A 22,293-nucleotide genomic window follows, 5' to 3' on the forward strand; every position below is an offset into this window, starting at 1 on the left:
ACATGCTACGAAACACCCCGGTATGGTCCGACCACATATATGGTCGTCCGAGATGGAGGCCGTGAGTCAATTGATGAAGTGGAGTACGCCTTGGCCGCCGAGATGTTCTACGACGACGACGCTGATCTGTCCCTCATCCAGGGCAAACGGGTGGCGGTCCTCGGGTATGGCAGCCAGGGGCATGCCCAGGCCCTGTCGCTGCGCGACAGTGGCGTCGACGTCCGGATCGGCCTGCAGCCCGGGTCCAAAAGTCGCGCCAGTGCCGAAGAACAGGGCCTGCGCGTCCTCGACCCCGCCGAGGCGGCCAAAGAGGCAAACGTCATCGTGGTCCTGGTCCCCGATCAGCACCAGCGCACGCTGTACGCCGACGACATCGCACCGGGGTTGACCGCAGGCGACACCCTCGTGTTCAGCCACGGTTTCAACATCCGCTTCGGCTACATCACCCCGCCCGAGGATGTCGACGTGTTCATGGTCGCGCCAAAGGGCCCCGGTCACCTCGTGCGCCGCGAGTACGAGAACGGCCGTGGTGTGCCCGTGCTCGTCGCGGTGGAACAGGACCATTCCGGTCAAACGTGGCCGCTGGCGCTGTCGTATGCCAAGGCGATCGGGGGCCTGCGTGCAGGCGGTATCAAGACGACCTTCGCCGAAGAAACCGAGACAGACCTGTTCGGCGAGCAGTCCGTGCTGTGCGGCGGTGCGTCGCAACTGGTGATGTACGGATTCGAGACGCTGATCGAGGCCGGCTATCAACCCGAGGTCGCCTACTTCGAGTGCCTCCACGAGCTCAAACTGATCGTCGACCTGATGTACGAGGGCGGCATCGCCAAACAGCGCTGGTCATGCTCGGACACCGCGGAGTTCGGCGACTACGTCTCCGGGCCCCGGGTGATCACCCCGGACGTCAAGGACAACATGAAGGCGGTGCTCGCCGACATCGTCGACGGAACCTTCGCCAAGCGATTCATCGACGATCAGGACAGCGGAGCTGCCGAGTTCCGGAAGTTGCGCGAAAACGGCGAGCAGCACCCGATCGAGAGCACCGGCCGCGACCTCCGCAAGCTGATGAGCTGGATCCAGCAGGACGCCGACTACACGGGTACCGCAGCCCGGGTCTGATGACCATGGCCTGGAAACTGATCGTCGCGGCCGAGGCCCCGTGGACCGGCGAGCTCTATCTCACCCGCCCCGGTCACCAGCGGCTCCCGTTCAACACGGTGGAAACGTTCTGCAGTGCGGTGCTGGCGGTCACCGCGTGGCCGCTTCACGCAGCTTCGGCTGCCGGCGCGGGCCAACCGCCGCAGAATGCGCGGCCGCGGGTCGGTCGCTGCCGCGAAAAGCCATCGACCAAGCGGAAATTCATCGTCGCCGCCGATGAGCCGTGGGCCGGGCACCTGTACCGGACGCGGCCCGGCCTCGGACACCTGCCATTCGCGACATTCGAACAGTTCCTGCGCGCAGTCCTGGACATCACGGGGTGGGCGCTCGACCACAACGCCGCCGGGAGCCGCGAGTACGCACTGGCAGGGCCAGGCCTCAGCCGGCCCATTTCAGCCCGTTAGGGGTCTCGTCGAGTGCCGTTGCCTCAGTGTGTGTTTGAACTTCCTGCAGCGCAGTGGTCAGCACCTCGGCCAGCGCATTGCCCGACGCCCGCGGCTCGAGCAACAGCTGAACCTCGACCAGGTCGTCCCGGCTGAAAGAGCCCGCCTGCAGGTGCATACGCAACACCATCGCCATCCCGGACACACTGTCGTTGACGATCACCGATCCGGCACCGGGCCCCGACCCGGTGCGGACTTCGATGACCCCGACGGCCTCGAGGATTCGCAATGCTTCCCGGACCGCACTGCGGCTCACGCCCAGGATCTCTGCGAATTGCCGCTCCGGGGGTAGCCGATCACCCGCCTTGAGCCGGCCCGTCATCAGACGGTTCTCGATTTCTGCGACGACATGCTCATGAGTGCGCATGCGTGCCAATGGTTTCCACTGCGCCGTGTATGCAGCTTCGGGCCTCGCCATGGTGACCTCCTGCAGGGATATCTGCGTCCCTGATCAATGGATGCGGCGCGAACCGTCAGGTCTGACTTCACCCCTGGCTGAGCAGGAATGTCACAGTAGCGCGACTGTGCTGGATTCACACCAGCTTCATCGGGCTCGCGCCTTCAATACTAGGGCATCACCCCTCTATTGCGCCGTTTTCGACACCAGGGCGGTGAAACCCGTGACGCAGCGACCGTAGTGTCGAAATCGGCGCGACGACGAGCCGCAGTTATCCACAACCCCGGCCTAGAAGCAGCCAACGGCGAGCCGAATTGTCGGCGCCTGCGCACAGCATCCCCACATGAGCGAGGCATTTCTGGGTACCGAGGCCATCGACGGCGGCACGCTTACCCGTGGACAGTTGCGATGGAGGTACGCCGCGGCTCAGCCGCGCGTCTACGTACCGAAGGGCGCCGCCCTGACCCTGGCCGACAACACAGTGGCCGCATGGCTGTGGACCGGTCGCCGCGCGATCATCGCCGGCCGGGCCGCCGCCGCACTTCACGGTGCGCAATACGTCGATGTCGACGCCCCGGTCGAATTGATCGCAAAGCATGGGCGCCGCAGACCCGGAATCGTGGTGCGCGACGAACGCATCGGGCGCGACGAAACCTGCCGACTCGGCGATCTGCGCGTCACCACCCCTCTTCGGACGGCGCTCGACCTCGCACGGTTCCTCCCACGCGATTCCGCAGTGGCCCACCTCGATGCGCTCGGCTGTGCCACCGGCATCGACGCCGGACAGGTTCTCGAACTGGCAACCCGATACCCGGGACTACGCGGAATCCGCAGTGCACGAACCGCCCTCGACCTGATGGACAGTGGCGCCCAATCGCCACAGGAAAGCCGAGTACGTCTCATCCTCATCGACGGCGGATTACCGCGACCGCGCACGCAGATCCGCGTGACTGACGGATTCAACAAGGCGTTCATCGACATGGGCTACGACGACCCGAAAATCGGTATCGACTATGACGGCAAGCACCACGCCACGGATCGACCTCGCTACCTGCACGACATCGGGCGTAACGAGCTCATCGACCGTCAGGGCTGGATCGACATCCACGTGGTCGCCGAACACAGCCGAGCATTCATCCTGCACCGGGTGCGAGAGGCATTCACACGTCGCGGCTATTCGCCGACTTCGACATGAGGGTCGCTGTGACGCCGATTTCGCAGCCCTGGTGTCGAAATCGGCGTCAAAGCAAATAGCCGGTAGTAAGCGACTGGAGTTTCAGGCCGGCGGTTGAAATCAACCGGCCCACTTCATATCGCTGAATCCGACGGCGCGGTAGAAGGCGCGGATGTGGCTGGTCACCAACTCGGCGGCGCGGTCTCCATCGCGGCCGGCGATGGCCTCGACGATCGCCGCGTGTTCATCGGTCAACGTCTTCATCGTCGACATCGGGTCTTCGAGGCTTTCGAACGCGGTGACCATGGCTTGGCGCAGTGCTTCCCGCAGCGCCGCCATGAGCACCGCCGCCAGGCTGTTGCCCGAAGCCCGCACGATGCCGACATGGAATGCCGAGTCAAGATCGTTGTAGGACGCCGTGGTGTGCGTGCCGCGCATCTCCTCGACGAATCCGCGGAGGCCGGCGATGTCGTCGTCGGTGGCGCTTTCGGCCGCCTTGCGGGCGGCCATACTCTCGATCAGCAAGCGGATTTCGACGAGGTCCTCCTGCGTGAAGGACGCGAGCTGCAGATGGATCCGCAGCACCATCGCCATCCCGGCGATGCTGTCCCGAACGATCATGGATCCCGACGTGGGGCCGGAGCCGGTGCCCGCTTCGACGACTCCGATCGCTTCGAGGATGCGCAGAGCCTCGCGCACCGCTCCCCGGCTGACGCCGAGCGCCTCGGCGAACTGCCGCTCGGGAGGCAACCGGTCCCCCGCCTTCAGCGTGCCCGCTACCAGGCGGTTCTCGATCTCGGCCACCACCTGCTCATGCGTACGCAGGCGCGGAAGCGGTTTCCATTGCGGCTGAGTTTCCTCGGACACGCGCGCACCTCTTACTTCATCGTGAAGTTCCCCTGGGAATCCGATCGTACCGACCACAAGTTGGTTTACCCGGTCAGTGGTCGGCACGTCGGAAACCGATCAGAACACCGGCGTTTCCTGATAGCTGCCGAACACGTCCCTGAGGGCACCGGTGATTTCGCCCATCGAGAGGTGCGCACGCACCGCCTCGATGGTGGCAGGCATCAGGTTGGCGTTCTCGTCGCGGGCGACCTCCAGGAGGTTGGCCAGCGCGGCCTGGGCCCGCTTCGGATCCCGGTCCGCACGGGTCTTCTTGAGCCGGGCGATCTGGCGCGCCTCGGACTCGGGATCGAGCTGGTGGACCTCGATCTTCTGGTCTTCCTGATCGTCGACGTACTTGTTGACGCCGATCACCGGACGGTCACCGGTGGCCTTGCGCTTGGCGTAGTCGTAGGCGCTGTCGGAGATCTCCTTCTGGAAGAAACCCTGTTCGATGGCGGGCACCACCCCACCCATCGCCTCGACCTTGTCCATGTATTCGCCGATGCCCTTTTCGATCTCGTCGGTCAGGGCTTCCACGTAGTACGAACCGCCGAGCGGATCGATCACGTTGGGGACATTGGTCTCGTCGGCGATGATCTGCTGCGTGCGCAGCGCCAACTTCATCGCCATCTCGCTCGGGATCGTGTACGCCTCGTCCAGCCCGTTGGTGTGGATGGACTGCGCGCCACCGAGCACGGCCGACAGCGCCTGCAGCGCGGTGCGGACGATGTTCACCATGGGCTGCGGTTTGGTCAGCGTCGCGGCCGCGGTCTGCGCGTGGAAACGCAGCCGCATCGAGTTCGCCTTCTTCGCACCGAAGTGCTCCTTCATCATCTTCGCGTAGTAGCGCCGGACCGCCCGGAACTTGGCGACCTCTTCGAACAGATCGGCCTGAGAGACGAAGAAGAACGACAGCCGCGAGGCGAAGGTGTCGACATCGATACCCGCCTTGACGACATCCTCGACGTAGGCCTTGGTGATCGCCATCGTGAAGGCGACCTCCTGCAACGCATTACCGCCGGCCTCGCTGATGTGATACCCGCTGATGTTGACCGGGTTGTAACGCGCCATGTTCTCGGCGCCATAGGCGATGCAGTCCCGCACGATGCGCATGCTCGGGCGGACCGGGAAGACCCATTCCTTCTGCGCGACATATTCTTTCAGGATGTCGTTCTGAATCGTGCCGGACAGCTTGTTGAGGTCCATGCCGCGGTCTTCGGCGACGGCGACGTACATCGCCAGCAGGATCCACGCCGACGGATTGATGGTCATCGACACCGAGATGTTCTCCAGGTCGATGCCGTCGAACAGCGCTGCCATATCGGGCAGGACGTCGATCGCCACACCCTCGCGGCCGACCTCGCCGAGGCTCATCTCGTCGTCGCTGTCCAGCCCCATGAGCGTGGGCATGTCGAAGTCGACGGACAGACCGGTCTGCCCCTGGGCGATCAGGTACTGGAACCGCTTGTTGGTCTCCTCGGCCTGGCCGAAACCGGCGATCTGCCGCATGGTCCACTTACGGCCCCGGTACATCGTGGGGTAGGGACCCCGCGTGTACGGATACTGACCGGGCAGGCCGATCTCTTCGAGGCTTTCGGGCAGATCCTGCGGGCCGTAGACGCGCTTGACCGGCATCCCGGCGCCGGTGAGGTAGTTCTCCCGCGACTCGGGGGCGCGCTTGAGGAATTCGGCGAGTTCGTCGCTTTCCCATTCCTCGAGTTCGGCCTGGGCGCGTTTGCGCAGCGCATCGGTGGCCAGACGCAGTTCCTCAGACGTCGACGTCTCGACGGTGTTCTCAGCGGTCATCGTCTTCCTTCTCCTGTTGGTTCTACGGCCATGGCGGTCAACAGCCGTGCTGCGGCTTGTCGCGGTTCTTCCTCACGGGCGATCAGTCTGTCCACGGCGTTGTCGAAATCCCGATGACCGGTCCGAAGCCGGTTGGCCATGAGAGCTTCTGCTGCCCAACGGATCCGGGTCGCGGCATTACGCCGTTCGATCTCCTGCAGGGCACCGTGTTCGCTGATCCAGGCCCGGTGCTTGGCGGTTTCGTCGAGGAGTTCCGCGACACCTTCACCGGTGGCCGCGGTGACCTTCTTGATCGGGACGTCCCATTTACTGGCCAGGTTGTGCGCCAGCCGAAGTGATTCCCGCAGTTGTTTGACGGTGAGGTCGGCGCCAGGGCGGTCCGCCTTGTTGACCACGTGGATGTCGGCGATCTCGATCAGTCCTGCCTTGATCGCCTGAATGTCGTCGCCGAGCCCGGGAACACTGACCACGAGGACGGAATGCGCCACGCTGATCACGTCGACCTCGGCCTGGCCCACCCCCACGGTTTCGAGGATCACGACGTCGAAGCCGGCGGCATCGAGCACGACGATCCCGTCGAGGACGGCGCGGGACAGGCCTCCGGTGGCGCCCCGTGAGGCCATGGAACGGATGTAGACGTCTTTCTGACCCGAGAGTTCGGTCATCCGGATGCGATCGCCCAGGATGGCGCCACCCGAGTACGCGCTCGAGGGATCGACGGCCAGGATCGCCACCCGCATCCCCCTGGCGACGTACTCCTGCGCCATCCGGAGCACAAGCGTGCTCTTGCCGCTGCCCGCCGGTCCCGTGATGCCCACGACGTGGGCACGGCCGCTGTCTTTCCAGAGTTCGGCCAGCAGTTCCGTCGCCGCGTCCGACCGGCTCTCGACGAGAGTCAGTCCCCGCGCCAGCGACACCTGCGATCCGGCGCGGATCCGGTCGGCCATGGCCTCAACCGGACGCGCGGTGGTGGCCTGACTCATGATGACCTCCTATCGAGCGAATCGAACAGGTTGCGGTCGTCGATGACCCGGCGCGCCTTGAAATCGGTGCGCTCGAAGGTCGCCGGCGTCACCGTCACGACTTTCGCTCCGACACCCAGGACGGTGCGCAGGTCCTCCCCGACCCGCTTGACCCAGACGTCCTCGCTCATCGTGGTCAGGGCCGGGTCGAACTCCACCTGGACCAGCAACTCGTCCATCGCCGCTTCGCGGGAGATGATGATGCGGTGCTCGCCGCCGTACCCTTCGGCGCTCATCACCACTTCGTCGATGGCGTTGGGTTGTACGTTCTCCCCGCGGATCTGGAACATGTCGTCGAGCCGCCCGTAGATGCCCTTCGGCAGGAACGGATACGTTCGCCCGCGCGATGCATCGGGGGCCTCCCACCGCGTGAGGTCGTTGGACAGCAGCCGGATCATGGGTTGAGACGTGCGCTCCAGCGTCGTGTAGACCGGAGTGCCTTCGCTCCCGTAGGGCACCCGCTTCATCGTCGCCGGATCACACACCTCGGTGTAAACCAGGTCCTGCCAAGCAAATACGCCCGGTTCGTTCCTGCTCGCTCCGAGATGCATCCAGGGCGCGACCTCGCCCATGCTGCCGGAGTCGTAGACCTCGACATCGAAGGCGTCGATGATGCGCTGACGGATGGCGGGCACGCTCGCCCCCGGCTCACCGGAGAAGAACATCTTGCGCAGGCCGAGGCCGCGCGGATCGATACCGTTCTCCACGGCCACCTCGGCGAGGCGCAGCGCATAGGACGGCGTGCCGTAGAACACCGTCGCCGACATCTGCCGCATCCACTGCAACGTCCGCAGGCTCTGCCCGGAGAACCCGGCGCCGAACGGAAATACCGCAGCCCCAAGGCGTTCCGCGCCGCTGTACGCGCCCCAGGAACCCCAGTACTGGGTCAGCGGGGATCCGATCAGAACGACGTCATCGCGCCGGATCCCCATGCCCCACATGACCCTGGCATGCGCATTGGCGACCGCGAGCCAGTCGTTCTGGCTGATCCCGAAGGCGGTGGGGCGACCGGTGGTACCCGAGGTGCCCTTGATGTGGGTGACATCGAGAGGATCGATGCACAGATAGCTTCCGTAGGGCTCGTTCTCGGCCTGGTCCGCGCGCAACTCGTCCTTGTAGATGACCGGGACCTGTTCGAAATCTTCCAGTGAGGCAATGTCTCCCGGCTCCAGGCCCGCCTCAGACCACTTGCGCCGGTAGAAGGGCGCACGCTCCCACGCGTATGCCATCAACTGCTGGATACGTTCGAGGATCGCCGCATCGCGCTGCTCGGGATCCATCGTCTCGCGCACCGGAAACCAGTGCTGCTGATCGGGCGGCGGCCGGTAGTCGGCGTCGTAGCGCGGAGGCCAGCTCCACGACTCCATCTGCGGCATCAGGAGTTCGCCTCCACAGGGGCCGCCGCCTTGATGGTCTCGACGATTTTCTCCGGCGTGGTGTCCTGGCCGAGAACTGCCGCGACGCCCATCTTCTGCAGTTCGATCTCGTCTTCGTCCGGCATGACGCCGCCGGCGACGATCGAGAAGCGCGGCCGCTCCTCCATCTGATCGAGAAGCTCGAAAATCTTGGTGAAGATCGGCATGTGCGCCCCGGAGAGCAGGCTGACGCCGAGGACGTCGACGTCCTCCTGGGTCGCCGCCTCGATGACCTGGGCCGGGCTGCGGTGCAGGCCGGTGTAGATCACCTCCATGCCCGCGTCTCGCAGGGTCCGGGCGACGACCTTCACGCCACGGTCATGTCCGTCGAGTCCGATCTTGGCCAGCATCACGCGGATGGGCAGCGCCGACGGTTCATTCATGGATTTGCCTCTTCTGTGGGACGACCAAACTGTGGTTCTACCATAGAACAGGTAGCGTGATACGCGCAACAGTCGCCGGCGGATGAACCCCGCGACACAGTGGGTGGAAAGGACAGGGATGACCTCAGAAACAGCCGCAGGCCTTTCGTTGGATGTCGCGGATCGGCTCGCCACGATCACGCTGTGCAAGCCGGCGACGATCAATGCGATCGGCCCGGAGGAGATCGACTCCATCACCGGGCTACTCCGAGACGCGGTGGCCGATCCGACGGTGGGCACCATCCTGATCCGCGGCGAAGGGCAGCGCGGATTCTGCGCCGGAGGCGACATCAAACAGGTCCACACCATGATCGTTTCGGGCGAATTGGACCGCCTCGCCGCCTTCTGGGCCGCCGAGTACCGCCTCGACCATCTGATCGCCACCTGTCCCAAACCCGTGGTGTCGATTGCCCACGGCCTGACGCTCGGAGGTGGCATGGGACTGGCGTCGCACGCCTCCCACCGGGTCGTGACCGATTCGACGCGGATGGGTATGCCCGAGGTGCTGATCGGGCTCTCCCCCGATATCGGCGGGCTGTGGCTGTACTCGCGGGCACCCGGCCACACCGGGACGTTCGCCGCGCTCACCGCCGCACATCTGCACGCCGGCGACGCGCTGCACATGGGCCTGGCCGATCATTACGTGCCCGATGACCGCATCGAAGAACTGACCGAGCGCCTGCGAAACCTCCCGGCCGCAACGGTATTCGGCGAATTCACCGATCGGCCGCCGTCGTGGATCGCCGACCACCGCGCAGCCATCGACCGGATGTTCGGTGGTGATTCGGTGGCCGGGATCATCGAGTCGGCCCACGCGACAACGGACACGGCCGTCGCAGAGGCCGCCCTCTCCGCGCTGACGAGCGCCTCACCCACCGCGCTGTGTGTCACCCACGAAGCGTTGCGCCGAGCCGCGCGCATGCGCGATCTCGCGGAATGCCTGGAACAGGACCTGCGGGTCGGCCAGCATTGTTCGCGGCATCCCGATCTCACCGAAGGCATCCGGGCACGGGTCGTGGACAAGGATCGTCGACCGAAGTGGAGTCCGCCGACGGTGGCCGAGGTCTCCGCGACCGAGGTCAGTTCATTCTTCGAACCGATCGGACCTCGGCTGCAGTTCGGTACCTGGTGACACCGGAGACGTCAGTCAGCGCACAGCAACCGAGGACCGGGATGCGCTGAGCCCGGCCAACTCCGGGACCGCCGGGTCGAAATCGGCGACGCTGCCGATGACGGTGATGGCCGGTGGCTTGATGCCTGCGGCCAGCACTGCCGGGGCGATACCCGCCAGCGTGCCCCGCACGGTCCGCTGCTGCGCCAGCGTGCCGTCGGCGATGGTGACGGCCGCCGTGCCCGCCGCCATGCCGTGCCGTAACAGCGCTTCAGTGATGGCAGGCAACGTGTTCACCGCCATCAGGAACACCAGCGTGGTGCCGGATCTGGCGAGGGCGGCGTAGTCGACGGTCGATGCCGGGTCCTCGGGTGGCACGTGGCCCGAGACGACAGTGACGCCCTGCGTCACGCCCCGGTGGGTCACGGGGATCCCCGCACAGGCCGGGACCGCGAACGCCGATGTGACACCGGGTATCACGGACACCGGTACCCCTGCCGCGGCACATGCGATCAGTTCTTCGCCCCCGCGGCCGAACAGGAAGCTGTCACCGCCTTTGAGCCGCACAACCGCGTTGCCTGCCCGGGCGTGGTCGATGAGGATCTGGTTGATCTCATCCTGGGGCGTGGCCTTCCCGAACGGGATCTTGCCGACGTCGATCACCTTGACGGCCGGCCCGAGCCCGGCGAGCACCGAAACCGGGGCCAGCCGGTCGGTGACCACGACATCGGCGTTACGCAGGGCGTGCAGGCCCGCGACGGTCAACAGGTCGGGATCGCCGGGGCCGCCTCCCACCAGCGTTACCCGGCCCCGGCCGCTGGGACGGTTCTCACCGCCCGGCTCGCGAAGACACCAGAGGCGCCGGGCCTCGCACGCGAACGAAATGCGTTCATCGGCATCGGCATGCTCGGTCGCGGCGACGGCCAACCACATGTTCTCGAGGTCAGGGTCTTCGAAGTCGCGCCGATGCCACGTGAGCAGGCCCCGCCCAGCCAGATCTTCGATGGTCGCGTCAACGTCCGCGCTGACCACCGTCACCGACGCACCCGCCTGCAGCAAGGCCGCGACGTGGCGCACGGCTGTCCCGCGCCCGCCGAACACCACTGCCGCGCGGCCCCGGATATCGAGTGCGGCCGAATACTGCGAGTCGCGTTGCCCGGTCGTTTCGACAAGGACGCCTGCGCCACTCACAGTCGGGCGCCGCCGTCTCCGGTTCGCGGGTGGATCCGGGTGAGATTGACCATGTTCGTACCCTCCGCAGGATGGGAAGTCCGGCCTCAGGGATTTCACCCCGGTAGACCACAGCGTGGTTCTACCATACATAGCGTAAGGTGATCTGGGCTACACAGGGAGGATGTCAGCATGCAGATCACTCGGGCCGTCGGGGTGACCACGCGGCGCCGACGCCAGGATATGTGCCCGGGTGTACTCCGGCCGTGGGTGGCCGAGGACGGTCTCCTTGTCCGGCTACGCCTCGTCGGTGGACTCCTCCACGGCGGGTCGCTGGCCCGGTTGCTTCGGGTGAGCGCCGAGTTCGGCGACGGCAACATCCACCTCACGAGTCGCGCCAACCTCCAGCTCCGGGGGTTGCCCGACGACGGCGGTCAGCTGCCGCCGAGCGTGTTGGCCGCCATCGAGTCCACCGGGCTGGTGCCATCGCGCAAGCATGATCTGGTGCGGAACATCCTCGTGTCACCGCAGACCGGGCTGGCCGGTGGCCGGGTGAACCTGCGCCCGGTCGCGCAGTGCCTCGACGCGGCGTTGCGCGCCGATCCGCACTTGGCCCGGCTGCCGGGGCGCTTCCTGTTCACCCTCGATGACGGCCGTGGAGACCTGATCGACAGGCTGACCGGTGCCGGACGCCGCGGCACCGATCTGGGACTTGTGGCGCTCTCCGAGAGCGAAGTGCAGTTGCGGGTGGGCGACCATTGGGGTGAGGTCGTGCGGCTCGACGAGTCGGCCCTGCACCTGGTCGCGCTGGCCGCCGCCTTCCTGGACGTGCGGGGAACCGGTGATGACGCGGCCTGGCACCTGCGGGAGCTGCCGGCTCCGCTGCGCACGCCGCTGGCAGCGGACCCGCGGGTACCGGCACCCGCCCCGCCACTGCCCTACGGCCCCGTGCCCGGCGGCACCCACAGGCAGGTGCCCGACGGCCTGTTGCGCCCGGAGCCGGCGCGCTCACTACTCGAACACAGCGCTTCGGAGGACGCCGAATTCGTCGTGACGCCGTGGCACGGCATCCTGGTCCCACGAACACTGGAGGCAAACCCTTGACCAGCTCCCCCACCCGCGAAGTATCACGGCCCACCAAACGCTACGAGTACGTCGACGACGGTCCGGCGATCTACCTCGACTCGTTCGCCACGATCCGTCGCGAGGCCGACCTGTCCGCCGTCCCACCCGACGCCGAGAAACTGGCGGTGCGGATGATCCACGGCACCGGTCAACCGGATCTGGTGAGCGACTTGGTGATTCACCCCGAGATGGTACGGGCGAGCCAGGCGGCGTTGCGCCGGGGCGCGCCGATCCTGTGCGATGCGCGGATGGTGGCCACCGGAATCACCGCGAGCCGGTTGCCCGCGGACAACGACGTCCACTGTTTCCTGCACGACGCCCGGGTGCCTGCGTTGGCCCGGGAATGGAGCACGACCCGCACCGCTGCGGCGGTCTCGCTGTGGGCACCGGTGCTCGACGGCGCCGTCGTTGCGATCGGCAATGCTCCGACGGCGCTGTTCCACCTGCTGGAGATGCTCATCGAGGGCGCACCGCGCCCCGCCGCCATCGTCGGCTGTCCGGTCGGATTCATTGGGGCCAGGGAGTCCAAGGAGGCGCTGGTCAATTTCTCCCGCGACCACGGGATCGACATTCCCTACGTGACGATCCGGGGCCGCCGCGGCGGGTCCGCGATCACGTCGTCGGCCCTCAATGCGCTTGCATCGGAGGCGGAATGACCAGCAGCCAGGCGCCGGGCCGCCTCTACGGCGTGGGGCTCGGTCCCGGTGATCCCGAGCTCATCACCCTCAAGGCCGCGCGGATCATCGGCCAGGCAGATGTGGTGGCCTACCACGCCGGCGTCAACAAGCAGTCATACGCCCGCGGCATCGCCGCAGGCCTCATCCGCGACGGCGTGATCGAGGAGGAGCTGCGCTACCCCATCACCACCGGGAGCACCGATCATCCCGGCGGTTATGCGGGCGCGCTCGCCGACTTCTACGAGGAGTCCGCGGCGCGACTGGCCGCCCATCTCGAAGCCGGCCGGACAGTGGCGCTGCTGGCCGAAGGCGACCCGCTGTTCTACGGCTCCTACATGTACATGCACGACCGGCTGAAGGATCGCTTCCACACCGAAGTCGTCCCCGGCCTACCGTCATTCGTCGCGGCGACCGCCGCCACCTCCTCGCCGCTGGTGCGCCAGACCGACGTCCTCACCGTGCTGCCGGGAACACTTCCCGAAGCCGAACTGGCGCGCCGCCTGGCCGACACCGACGGCGCCATCATCATGAAGCTCGGCCGCACCTTTCCCGCGGTGCGCCGCGCCCTGGCGTCCGCGGGCCGCCTCGCACACGCCTTCTATGTCGAGAAGGCAAGTCACCCCCATCAGCGGTGGCTGCCCGTTGCCGACGTCGACGAGAGCACCGTGCCGTACCTGTCTCTGATCGTGGTCAACGGGGACTCGCTCAACGGACGACGGTCGCGGACGCCTGCAGGGCAGACCGCGGTCTCGGTGAGCGAGCCGGCCTGTGACGCCGCCGAACTGCTCGTCGTGGGTCTCGGCCCGGGACCCGAGGGCTGGCTCACACCCGAGGCGAACGCAGCACTGAGCGAGGTCGACCATGTGGTCGGGTACGGCCCGTACGTCGCACGTGTGCCGCAACGAGAAGGGTTGCAGCGTCACGCGTCCGGTAACACCGTCGAGGTCGACCGCGCCCGCTTCGCATTGGACCTCGCGCGCCGAGGTGAGAAAGTGGCGGTGGTGTCGGGCGGTGATGCCGGCGTATTCGGCATGGCTTCAGCAGTTTTCGAGGCCGCCGAGGAAGACCTGTTCACCGGGGTTCCGATCCGGGTGGTGCCCGGGGTGTCGGCAGTGCAGGCCGTCGCGGCCCGCGCCGGGGCTCCCATCGGCGCGGACTTCGCGGTGCTCAGCCTCTCCGACCGGCTCAAACCGTGGCCGGTGATCGAGGCCAGGCTCTCCGCGATCGCCGAAGCCGATCTGGTGCTCGCCATCTACAACCCCGCCTCCCGGTCCCGGCCGGATCAGATCGCCGTCGCCCGCAAGCTGCTGCTCGAACATCGCGCCGCCGACACGGTCGTGGTGGTGGGACGGGACATCGGCCGCGAGGACGAGTCGCTGGAGGTCACCACACTCGGTGACCTCGACACCGACGCCATCGACATGAAATGCCTTCTGCTGGTGGGTGCTTCCAGTACGCGCGTGACGCCTTCCGGTCGGGTGTGGACGCCGCGGTGGGTCCGATGACGGTCAATGAGGTCCAGTTCGTCGGCGCCGGGCCCGGCGCGGCGGATCTGCTCACGCTGCGCGCCGCCCGGATGCTCGCAGAGGCCGACGTGGTGCTCTACCCCGGCACCTACCTTGACCCCGCGGTCCTCGAAAACTGCTCTCCCGACGCAGAACTCGTCGATACCCAGGATCTGGACCTCGACGCCATCATCGCCCACGTGGTCTCGGCCCATCGCGAGGGCCTGCGGGTGGTGCGCCTGGTATCCGGTGATCCCACCCTCTACAGCGCGGTGTTCGAGCAGACGCGTCGACTCGACGCCGCGGGGGTGCGGTGGTCGGTAACCCCGGGTGTGCCTGCCTACGCCGCCGCGGCGGCCCGGGTGGGCCGCGAGCTGACCGTGCCGTTGGTCACGCAGTCGGTGGTGCTCACCCGGACCAGGCAACGCTCGACGGCGATGCCGGAGTCGGAGTCACTGGCGGCGTTCGCCGCGACCCGGGCGACACTGGTGCTGCATCTGGCCATCGCCCATACCCGCTCGCTGATGGACGAACTCGCGCCGGAGTACGGACCAGACTGCCCCGTCGTGGTCGTCTACCGCGCGACCCAGCCCGAAGAACTCGTCCTCCGCGGCACCGTGGCCGATATCGCCGACCAGGTCGAAGCCGCCGAATTACGCCAGGCGGCAGTGATTCTCGTCGGTCGCGCATTGGCCGAGCGGCCGGACGGCACCGACAGCTATCTCTACGACCCGCTGCGCGACCGCTCGGTGAAGCAGACGGGCGGTCGGGGATGAGTGAGATGAACACTGCCGCACCACCGTCACTCGGCGGTCTCTACGACGTGATCCACCGCAGGCGAGACACCCGCCGGGAGTTCACCGGCGCTCCAATCGCCGACGACGTGCTGATGCGGGTGCTCTCGGCCGCCCATGCTGCGCCGTCGGTCGGCATGTCACAGCCCTGGGACTTCGTCCTCGTGCGCGCGCCGGAGACGCTGGCGGCGTTTCGCGACCACGTCGCGCAGGAACGCGCGGTGTTCGCCGACACCCTGTCCGGCGAACGGGCCGAGGTGTTCGCCCGCATCAAGATCGAGGGCATCTGCGAGTCGGGCCTCGGAATCGTCGTCGGCTATGACCCCACCAGGGGCGGCCCACAGATCCTCGGGCGCCACGCGATCGACGATGCCGGGCTGTACTCGGTGATCTGCGCGATCCAGAACCTGTGGCTGGCCGCCACGGTGGAAGGGCTCGGCGTGGGTTGGGTGTCGTTCTACCGCGAGGAGTTCCTGCGGTCGCTGGTGGACATGCCAGACCACGTCCGCCCGGTCGCCTGGCTGTGCGTCGGCCAGGTGGCCGATCTCCCCGAGGTGCCCGACCTCGAACGTTACGGCTGGCGCAACCGTTGCCCGCTCGACACTGTGGTGCACGAGGAGCGCTACCGCCCACGCTGACAAGGGATGTGAATGCTCTCAGAGCTTGGTAAACGCCCACTGGGTGACGGCGCGGGCCGGTGTCCACCCGGTGAACGAACCCACCGGGGCGGCGCGCTCCGTGTGGATCCGGGTGAGCTCGCCGCCATGCTGCCGGTAACACTCGGCGAGCAGCGCCTCGGTCTCGACGGTCACGCCGTGCACCACGAGTCGCCCACCGGTCCGCAGCGCCGTCAGGCATGCGTCCAGCACGCCGGGACGCGTGCCGCCGCCGCCGATGAAGACGGCGTCGGGCGCGGGCAGGCCGGCCAGTGCCTCCGGCGCGCTGCCGTGCACGACCTCGAGTGCAGGCACCCCGAGAGTGCTTGCGTTGCGGCCGATTCGCGCGGCGCGGGTGTCGTCCGCCTCGACCGCGACGGTGCGACAGGCCGGATGGGCGCGCATCCACTCGATGCCGACGGAGCCGGCGCCCGCGCCCACATCCCAGAGCAGCTGACCCGGCGCAGGCATCAGTCTGGCCAGCGCCGCAGCCCGCAGATCGCGCTTGGTGAGCTGCCCGTCGTTTTCGAAGACGTCGTCGGGCAATCCAGGTGCCCAGCCGGCCAGCAGCGGCCCCGCCAGTTCCAGCGCCACCACATTCAGCCGCGGCACCCGCGACTTCGGCACCGCGGCGCCGAAGTCCGCCGCCGCGGTCTCCACCCGGGTCTCGGAGTCGCTGCCCAGGTTCCCGAGCACCACGATCCTGCTGGCGCCATAGCCCCGATTCACGAGCAGGGTGGCCAGCTCCCCGGGCGTCGTCTCATCGGAGGACAGCACCAGCACGCGACGGGCAGGAGCCAACTCGCGCAGCACGGCATGTACGGCGCGTCCGACGACGCTGACCACGGCGGTCGATTCCGCCGACCAGCCGAGCCGGGCGCGGGCCAGCGCGGTCGACGACACGTGCGGCACCACGGTGACGTTCTCGGCACCGAGTACCTCGACAAGCGTCGTGCCGATACCGCTCACCATGGGATCACCGGAGGCCAACGCCACCACCCGCCGATCGGACCGGCTCTCGAGCAGCGCGGGCAGCCCGCTTCGGAGCGGGGTAGGCCACGGCACACGCTCCTGACCTGCCACCTCGGGCAGCAGTCCCAGCTGCCGCGGGGCTCCCAGGACCACCTCGGCGTCGCGGACCACCGCCTGGGCGGTCGCGCCGAGTCCGGCCCAGCCGTCCGCGCCGATACCCACCACGGTGAGACGCATGTGGGAGACCGGCACGGCGGCGATGCTAGCGTGACATGCGCAAGGTGCCCCGCGTGCCCCTGTGTCGGAAACGGCGCAGCAGGCGTCCGGGGAGAAGCCATTCAGAGCGAGGAACAGGCCCGCTGCGGTGATCCGAGCCGCTCCCGATCGACGGGGAGACGGACTCGGTCAGTCCGAAGACCGGCCTTGCGCACACCGATTTCGAATCATGAGCGGAGCCTCTGATGTTGCAGCTGTACCCGTTTACCGCCGTTCTGGGCGCCGACCCCGACGCGCCCGAAGGGCTCGACGACATGGCCCTGGCACTGGCGCTCAGCGTCATCTCCCCCGGCATCGGCGGCGTGCTGGTGCGCGGGGAAAAGGGCACGGCGAAGTCGACGCTCGTGCGGGCGCTGACCCAGGTGCTGCCGCCCATCGAGGTGATCGCCGGTGACCGCTTCGCCACCGACCCCGCCGAGCCACATCCGCTGTCGCCGGACGGCCCGTTCGCCGCGGACGCCGCCGTCGAAACCCGTCCGGTACGGCTCGTCGAACTACCTGTCGGCGCCACCGAGGATCGGGTTGCGGGTTCCATCCATCTCGAGCGCGCCCTGAGTGAAGGGGCCGTGCACTTCGAGCCGGGCCTGCTGGCCAAGGCCCACCGCGGCATCCTCTACGTCGACGAGGTGAACCTTCTGCACGACCACCTGGTCGACCTGCTGCTCGACGCCGCCGCGATGGGCCGGCTGACCGTCGAACGCGACGGGATATCGGTGACCCACGCGGCCAAATTCGTCATCGTGGGGACGATGAACCCCGAAGAGGGCGAACTGCGGCCCCAGCTCCTCGACCGGTTCGGGCTCACCGTGGATGTCGCCGCACCGCGAAATCCCGTGCAACGCGCCGAAGTTGTGCGTCGACGGCTGCAATTCGATGCCGACCCGGAGACGTTCCGTGCCCACTACGCCGACGCCGAAGAGCGCCTGCGCGTGCGGATCCGGGAAGCCCAGGCCCGCCTGCCGCACGTGCAGACGACGTCTGAGGTGCTGCTCAAAGTGGCGGAGGTCTGTTCGGCGTTCGGGGTCGACGGGATGCGTGCGGACATCGTCACCGCCCGCACCGCCGCCGCGCACGCCGCCTGGCAGGGTCGTGACGAGATCACCGCCGACGATCTGCGGGTGGCGGCCCGGTTGGCGCTGCCACACCGGCGTCGCCGCAACCCCTTCGACGCACCGGGGCTCGACGAGAACGAGCTCGACGACCTGCTGCCCCCGGAATCCGGCGACAGCGAGCACGATCCCGAACCTGATCCGGACGGGCCGGACGGGCCGGACGGGCCGGACGGCGGCGAGGCTCCGCCCGATGGCAGTGGTCCGCCGCCACCGAATTCCGGTGGCGCCGAGAGCTCCCCGGGGCAGCAACCGGCGCCGGTCGGCGCGGGCGAGCCGTACCGGACCCGGCTGTTCACCGTCACCGGCCTCGGTGAGGGTCAGGCCGGACGACGCAGCCGCGCCAGGACCACGACGGGGCGACGCACGGGCGCAACACCGTCGGCCGCGACGGGCACAGGCATCCATCTGGTCGAGACGGTCCGCACCGCGGCCCCACACCAGGCCGGCCGCGGACGCACCGGAGGTCGGCTGATACTCCAGGCGAGCGATCTGCGCCGGGCGGTGCGCGAGGGCCGCGAAGCCAATCTGGTCCTGTTCGTCGTGGACACCTCGGGTTCGATGGCCGCACGTGAGCGGATGCAGCAGGTGAAGACGGCGATCCTGTCGCTGCTGCTCGACGCCTACCGGCGACGGGACCGGGTCGGCCTGATCACGTTCCGGGACCGTGGAGCCGACGTCGCATTGCCTCCGACCCGCTCGGTCGACATCGCCGCCCGACGCCTCGAGGACCTGCCGGTGGGCGGCCGGACCCCGCTGGCCGAGGGGCTGTTGCAGGCCGCCGAGGTGGTGCGGCGCGAACGGCTCCGGGATCCGGGCAGGCGGCCACTGCTGATGGTGGTCACCGACGGCCGGGCCACCGCCGGACCCGACGCCGTGAGCCGATCGCTGTTGGCAGCGAACCACTTTGCCGCCGAGAACGTCAGCTGCGTCGTCGTCGACTGCGAAAGCGGGCGGATACGGATGGGTTTGGCGCGAACGCTCGCTGAGCACATGGCGGCCGAGCACGTCACGCTGTCCGACATCAACGCCCAGGCGCTCACCGACATCGTCCGTGACGCGACGCGGGATTCGGCGGGCCGGAGCACAGCGCCCCGGGGAAGCAGAGAAGGAGCGGCCTGATGCCACAGGGACAGCCATTGACAGTTCCCGACGACCACCTCACCACCCGGCAGCGGCGAAACCGGCCGCTGTTGATCGTGAACACCGGTGACGGCAAAGGGAAGTCGACCGCCGCGTTCGGGTTGGCGCTGCGCGGCTGGAATCAGGGCTTTTCCATCGGGGTGTTCCAGTTCGTGAAATCGGCGAAGTGGCGCATCGGTGAGCAGACGGTGCTGGAACGTCTCGGCGCCCTGCACACCGAGACCGGCGAAGGCGGGCCCGTCGAATGGCACAAGATGGGCTCCGGCTGGTCCTGGAGCCGCAAGGCGGGCAGTGAGGCCGATCATGCCGCGGCGGCCGTGGAGGGCTGGGCGGAGATCAAGCGCAGGCTCGCCGAGGAAACACACGACGTGTACGTGCTGGACGAATTCACCTATCCCATCAACTGGGGCTGGGTCGACATCGACGACGTCGTGACGACCCTCGGGAACCGCCCGGGCCGCCAGCACGTGATCGTCACCGGCCGCCGCGCGGACCCGAAACTGGTCGAGATCGCGGACCTGGTCACCGAGATGGGCAAGGTCAAGCATCCGATGGACGCCGGCCAGAAGGGGCAGCGAGGCATCGAGTGGTGAATACGCCCGCTGGGCGAGTGCTGCCGCGGATCGTCATCGCCGCTCCCGCATCGGGACACGGAAAGACCACCATCGCAACAGGTCTGATGGCGGCGCTGACGGCACGCGGTCTGGCGGTGTCCGGCCACAAGGTCGGTCCCGACTACATCGATCCCGGTTACCACGCGATGGCCACCGGGCGGCCCGGGCGCAACCTCGACCCGTTCATGGTGGGTGAACACCGCATCGTGCCGCTGTTGCGCCATGGCGCCGCCGCGGCCGACATCGCGGTCATCGAGGGCGTCATGGGCCTGTTCGACGGACGGCTCGGCACCGCAGGCGAGTCGTCGACCGCGCACGTCGCGGGGCTGACCTCGTCACCGGTGATCCTCGTCGTCGACATTTCACACGCGTCGAGAACCCATGCCGCCGTCGTTGCCGGCCTGGCCGCGTTCGACCCGTCGGTGCACATCGCCGGGGTGATCCTGAACAAGTCGGCGTCCGCACGTCATGCCGATGAAGTCCGCGACGCGTTGAGGCCCACCGGGATTCCGGTGCTCGGCGTGCTGCCGCGCGATGCCGGCGTCGAGATGCCCTCCCGGCACCTGGGCCTGGTACCCGCCGCGGAGCGGGCCGAATCGGCCGCCACCCTGGATCGGCTGACCCAGGTGATCAGCGAACACGTCGACCTGGACGCCGTCGTCGAAATCGCCGGGCAGGCATGTCCTCTCGACGGGGCGGCGTGGGACCCGGCCACCGAGGTCACCGCCTCCTCACCGCGGCGCCCGGTGGTCGCGATGGCCGGCGGCCGCGCGTTCACGTTCCGCTACGCCGAGATCGAAGAGCTGCTACACGCCGCGGGCTGCGATGTCGTGGATTTCGATCCGCTCACCGACCCGTTGCTACCACCGGGAACAGCGGGCATCTATCTGGGTGGCGGCTTCCCGGAGGTCCACGCCGCCGAATTGGCAAGCAACAGCTCACTGATGGCTGATCTGCGCACCGCGATCGAGTCGGGTGTGCCCACGGTCGCCGAATGCGCCGGCCTGGCGTATCTGTGCCGCACTGTCGATGACACACCCGCCGTCGGCGTCATCGACGCGACCGCCGCCATGACACCGCGGTTGACGCTCGGCTACCGGACCGCCACCTCACCGGTCGATTCACTCGTGGCCGGACGCGGCGAGCAGATCACCGGCCACGAGTTCCACCGCACCCGGGTGACTCCGGGCGCGGGCGAATCCGACGGTTACACCGCCGCATGGGATCTGCCCGCCGGGCCGGACGGGTACGCGAATCGCACCCTGCACGCGTCGTACCTCCATGTTCACTGGGCGGGCCACCCGCGGCTGGCCCAGCGCTTCGCGGACGCCGCGCACCGCCGCGCCCACTGCTCGGACTCCTGAGGAGAACTCATGGCAATTCCCCTGCCCTCCCCCACAGCCCGCGCCCAGGCGACCGAACGACTGGCGAATCTGGCCACCCCACCGGGGGCACTCGGCAGATTCGGCGACCTCGCGGTGTGGTTCGCCGCGACGCAGGGGCAGGTGCCGCCTCCCGCGCTCGACAACGTGCGGCTGGTGGTATTCGCCGGCGACCATGGCGTCGCGGCCCACGGGGTATCGGCCTTTCCGTCGGCGATCACCGGCGCCACGGTGCGGGCCGGTCTCAACGGGCAGCTCGGTGTCTGCGCGCTGGCCGCCGCGCACGGGGTGTCCGTGCGGGTACTCGATCTCGGTGTGGACGACGACTTCGACGATCTGCCACCGCACACCCGGACCGACCTGCAGGCGTACAAGATTCGCCGATCCAGCGGTGCCATCCATCTGCAGGACGCGCTGACCGGGCCGGAGGTGCACGCCGCGCTCGAAGCGGGTGCCACCGTCGCGCGCCAGGAGATCGCGGCCGGTGCCCAATTGCTCATCAGTGGCGACCTCGGGATCGGCAACACCACCAGCGCGGCGGCCCTCGTCGCCGCCGGCCTCGGGGTGCCCGCAAGCGACGTGGTCGGCCGCGGAAGCGGCATCGACGACGCTGCGCTGAGACACAAGACGGCGGTCATCGATGCGGCCCTGGCCCGGGCCGGGGAGCGCACCACCGACCCGGTCCAGAGCCTTGCCGCGCTCGGCAGCGCCGATCTGGCGGCGACGACGGGATACCTGCTGACCGCAGCCCGACTCGGCGTGCCCGCGCTGTTGGACGGCCTGATGTCGGTGGCCTGCGCGTTGACCGCTGACCGCATCGCACCCGGCGCGGCGGCCTGGTACGCCTCAGGGCACCGTTCCACCGAGCCCGCGCAAAGCCTGGCCCTGGACAAACTCGGCTTGGAACCGATCCTGGATCTCACCATGCGCCTCGGCGAAGGTTCGGGTGCGGTCGCGGCGGTGCCGGTATTGCGTGGCGCCGTGGCGGTCCTGGCCGACACCGCACTGCTGCGCGATCTCCTGCCGGGCTGACC

Annotated in this window: 21 protein-coding genes; 13 read left to right on the top strand and 8 right to left on the bottom strand. The window is 68.0% G+C overall.

The genetic code is table 11. From position 1 onward, the window contains the following. Nucleotides 1-90: 90 nt before the first annotated feature. Nucleotides 91-1,119 (top strand): ketol-acid reductoisomerase, encoded by a 1,029-nt coding sequence (gene ilvC / locus M1247_RS10570; protein WP_317156620.1) that lies wholly within the window; start codon nt 91-93, stop codon nt 1,117-1,119. Next, nucleotides 1,119-1,562, top strand: a complete 444-nt coding sequence (locus tag M1247_RS10575; RefSeq protein ID WP_317156271.1) for a hypothetical protein — start codon at nt 1,119-1,121, stop codon at nt 1,560-1,562. The genes ilvC and M1247_RS10575 overlap by 1 nt, the downstream gene beginning before the upstream one ends. Here M1247_RS10575 and M1247_RS10580 read toward each other — a convergent pair. Further along, nucleotides 1,537-2,019, bottom strand: a complete 483-nt coding sequence (locus M1247_RS10580; protein WP_317156272.1) for a FadR/GntR family transcriptional regulator — start codon at nt 2,017-2,019, stop codon at nt 1,537-1,539. The two genes, M1247_RS10575 and M1247_RS10580, sit on opposite strands and share 26 nt — an antisense overlap. A gap of 322 nt (nt 2,020-2,341) precedes the next feature. Between M1247_RS10580 and M1247_RS10585 the strand changes: the two genes are divergently transcribed. Next, nucleotides 2,342-3,193, top strand: coding sequence for a putative endonuclease domain-containing protein (locus M1247_RS10585; protein ID WP_317156273.1), 852 nt, complete (start codon nt 2,342-2,344; stop codon nt 3,191-3,193). Nucleotides 3,194-3,292: 99 nt separating this feature from the next. Here the strand turns inward: M1247_RS10585 and M1247_RS10590 are convergent, their stop codons facing one another. The 5 genes from M1247_RS10590 to M1247_RS10610 form a co-directional block, all read right to left on the bottom strand. Continuing rightward, entirely contained in the window at nt 3,293-4,039 is a 747-nt protein-coding gene (locus M1247_RS10590; RefSeq protein ID WP_317156274.1) for a FadR/GntR family transcriptional regulator, read from the bottom strand. 99 nt (nt 4,040-4,138) lie between these two features. Further along, nucleotides 4,139-5,866, bottom strand: a complete 1,728-nt coding sequence (locus tag M1247_RS10595; protein WP_317156275.1) for a methylmalonyl-CoA mutase family protein — start codon at nt 5,864-5,866, stop codon at nt 4,139-4,141. Next, nucleotides 5,863-6,849, bottom strand: coding sequence for a methylmalonyl Co-A mutase-associated GTPase MeaB (gene meaB, locus M1247_RS10600; RefSeq protein WP_317156276.1), 987 nt, complete (start codon nt 6,847-6,849; stop codon nt 5,863-5,865). Before meaB ends, M1247_RS10595 begins: the two co-directional genes overlap by 4 nt. Further along, on the bottom strand, nt 6,846-8,264 hold the full coding sequence (locus tag M1247_RS10605; RefSeq protein ID WP_317156277.1) for a phenylacetate--CoA ligase family protein: 1,419 nt from the start codon (nt 8,262-8,264) through the stop codon (nt 6,846-6,848). The genes meaB and M1247_RS10605 overlap by 4 nt, the downstream gene beginning before the upstream one ends. Next, nucleotides 8,264-8,686 (bottom strand): cobalamin B12-binding domain-containing protein, encoded by a 423-nt coding sequence (locus M1247_RS10610; protein ID WP_317156278.1) that lies wholly within the window; start codon nt 8,684-8,686, stop codon nt 8,264-8,266. The genes M1247_RS10605 and M1247_RS10610 overlap by 1 nt, the downstream gene beginning before the upstream one ends. A gap of 118 nt (nt 8,687-8,804) precedes the next feature. On the opposite strand from M1247_RS10610, the gene M1247_RS10615 reads away from it, so the two are divergent. Further along, entirely contained in the window at nt 8,805-9,857 is a 1,053-nt protein-coding gene (locus tag M1247_RS10615) for an enoyl-CoA hydratase/isomerase family protein (RefSeq protein ID WP_317156279.1), read from the top strand. A 15-nt stretch (nt 9,858-9,872) separates the two neighbouring features. On the opposite strand, the gene cobA is transcribed toward M1247_RS10615, so the two are convergent. Continuing rightward, a complete protein-coding gene (gene cobA, locus M1247_RS10620; protein WP_317156280.1) occupies nt 9,873-11,027 on the bottom strand; it encodes a uroporphyrinogen-III C-methyltransferase in 1,155 nt (384 codons plus the stop codon). Nucleotides 11,028-11,198: 171 nt separating this feature from the next. Here cobA and M1247_RS10625 point away from each other — a divergent pair, with 171 nt between their 5' ends. From M1247_RS10625 to bluB, 5 genes are read left to right on the top strand one after another with little or no spacing between them, the layout of a single operon-like run. Next, nucleotides 11,199-12,110 carry a ferredoxin-like domain-containing protein gene (locus M1247_RS10625; protein ID WP_317156281.1) on the top strand — a complete coding sequence of 304 codons (912 nt, stop codon included), beginning with the start codon at nt 11,199-11,201 and terminating at the stop codon, nt 12,108-12,110. Then, on the top strand, nt 12,107-12,787 hold the full coding sequence (locus M1247_RS10630) for a precorrin-8X methylmutase (protein ID WP_317156282.1): 681 nt from the start codon (nt 12,107-12,109) through the stop codon (nt 12,785-12,787). The genes M1247_RS10625 and M1247_RS10630 overlap by 4 nt, the downstream gene beginning before the upstream one ends. Beyond that, nucleotides 12,784-14,313, top strand: coding sequence for a precorrin-2 C(20)-methyltransferase (locus M1247_RS10635; RefSeq protein WP_317156283.1), 1,530 nt, complete (start codon nt 12,784-12,786; stop codon nt 14,311-14,313). The genes M1247_RS10630 and M1247_RS10635 overlap by 4 nt, the downstream gene beginning before the upstream one ends. Then, nucleotides 14,310-15,089, top strand: a complete 780-nt coding sequence (gene cobM, locus M1247_RS10640; RefSeq protein WP_317156284.1) for a precorrin-4 C(11)-methyltransferase — start codon at nt 14,310-14,312, stop codon at nt 15,087-15,089. The genes M1247_RS10635 and cobM overlap by 4 nt, the downstream gene beginning before the upstream one ends. Before the next feature lie 5 nt (nt 15,090-15,094). Next, entirely contained in the window at nt 15,095-15,745 is a 651-nt protein-coding gene (gene bluB / locus M1247_RS10645) for a 5,6-dimethylbenzimidazole synthase (protein ID WP_317156285.1), read from the top strand. 18 nt (nt 15,746-15,763) lie between these two features. Here bluB and cbiE read toward each other — a convergent pair whose 3' ends face one another. Then, nucleotides 15,764-16,972: a precorrin-6y C5,15-methyltransferase (decarboxylating) subunit CbiE gene (cbiE, locus tag M1247_RS10650; RefSeq protein WP_317156621.1), complete on the bottom strand. Its 1,209-nt coding sequence runs from the start codon at nt 16,970-16,972 to the stop codon at nt 15,764-15,766. 224 nt (nt 16,973-17,196) lie between these two features. Between cbiE and M1247_RS10655 the strand changes: the two genes are divergently transcribed. From M1247_RS10655 to cobT, 4 genes are read left to right on the top strand one after another with little or no spacing between them, the layout of a single operon-like run. Next, complete coding sequence (locus tag M1247_RS10655; protein WP_317156286.1) at nt 17,197-19,242, top strand: VWA domain-containing protein; 2,046 nt, start codon at nt 17,197-17,199, stop codon at nt 19,240-19,242. After that, on the top strand, nt 19,242-19,856 hold the full coding sequence (gene cobO, locus M1247_RS10660; RefSeq protein ID WP_317156287.1) for a cob(I)yrinic acid a,c-diamide adenosyltransferase: 615 nt from the start codon (nt 19,242-19,244) through the stop codon (nt 19,854-19,856). The genes M1247_RS10655 and cobO overlap by 1 nt, the downstream gene beginning before the upstream one ends. Beyond that, nucleotides 19,853-21,241, top strand: a complete 1,389-nt coding sequence (locus M1247_RS10665) for a cobyrinic acid a,c-diamide synthase CobB (RefSeq protein ID WP_317156288.1) — start codon at nt 19,853-19,855, stop codon at nt 21,239-21,241. Before cobO ends, M1247_RS10665 begins: the two co-directional genes overlap by 4 nt. 9 nt (nt 21,242-21,250) lie before the next feature. Then, complete coding sequence (gene cobT, locus M1247_RS10670; protein ID WP_317156289.1) at nt 21,251-22,291, top strand: nicotinate-nucleotide--dimethylbenzimidazole phosphoribosyltransferase; 1,041 nt, start codon at nt 21,251-21,253, stop codon at nt 22,289-22,291. Nucleotides 22,292-22,293: the final 2 nt, after the last annotated feature.

The sequence above is a fragment of the Mycobacterium appelbergii genome, assembly GCF_032883035.1.
In the GTDB taxonomy this organism is placed as follows: domain Bacteria; phylum Actinomycetota; class Actinomycetes; order Mycobacteriales; family Mycobacteriaceae; genus Mycobacterium; species Mycobacterium appelbergii.

Bases quoted from the DNA above. Each gene is read 5' to 3' on its own strand.
- M1247_RS10575 (WP_317156271.1), top strand. From the start codon at position 1,119: ATGACCATGGCCTGGAAACTGATCGTCGCGGCCGAGGCCCCGTGGACC.
- M1247_RS10580 (WP_317156272.1), bottom strand. From the start codon at position 2,019: ATGGCGAGGCCCGAAGCTGCATACACGGCGCAGTGGAAACCATTGGCA.
- M1247_RS10585 (WP_317156273.1), top strand. From the start codon at position 2,342: ATGAGCGAGGCATTTCTGGGTACCGAGGCCATCGACGGCGGCACGCTT.
- M1247_RS10595 (WP_317156275.1), bottom strand. From the start codon at position 5,866: ATGACCGCTGAGAACACCGTCGAGACGTCGACGTCTGAGGAACTGCGT.
- meaB (WP_317156276.1), bottom strand. From the start codon at position 6,849: ATGAGTCAGGCCACCACCGCGCGTCCGGTTGAGGCCATGGCCGACCGG.
- M1247_RS10605 (WP_317156277.1), bottom strand. From the start codon at position 8,264: ATGCCGCAGATGGAGTCGTGGAGCTGGCCTCCGCGCTACGACGCCGAC.
- M1247_RS10610 (WP_317156278.1), bottom strand. From the start codon at position 8,686: ATGAATGAACCGTCGGCGCTGCCCATCCGCGTGATGCTGGCCAAGATC.
- M1247_RS10615 (WP_317156279.1), top strand. From the start codon at position 8,805: ATGACCTCAGAAACAGCCGCAGGCCTTTCGTTGGATGTCGCGGATCGG.
- M1247_RS10625 (WP_317156281.1), top strand. From the start codon at position 11,199: ATGCAGATCACTCGGGCCGTCGGGGTGACCACGCGGCGCCGACGCCAG.
- M1247_RS10635 (WP_317156283.1), top strand. From the start codon at position 12,784: ATGACCAGCAGCCAGGCGCCGGGCCGCCTCTACGGCGTGGGGCTCGGT.
- cobM (WP_317156284.1), top strand. From the start codon at position 14,310: ATGACGGTCAATGAGGTCCAGTTCGTCGGCGCCGGGCCCGGCGCGGCG.
- bluB (WP_317156285.1), top strand. From the start codon at position 15,095: ATGAACACTGCCGCACCACCGTCACTCGGCGGTCTCTACGACGTGATC.
- cbiE (WP_317156621.1), bottom strand. From the start codon at position 16,972: ATGCGTCTCACCGTGGTGGGTATCGGCGCGGACGGCTGGGCCGGACTC.
- M1247_RS10655 (WP_317156286.1), top strand. From the start codon at position 17,197: ATGTTGCAGCTGTACCCGTTTACCGCCGTTCTGGGCGCCGACCCCGAC.
- cobO (WP_317156287.1), top strand. From the start codon at position 19,242: ATGCCACAGGGACAGCCATTGACAGTTCCCGACGACCACCTCACCACC.
- cobT (WP_317156289.1), top strand. From the start codon at position 21,251: ATGGCAATTCCCCTGCCCTCCCCCACAGCCCGCGCCCAGGCGACCGAA.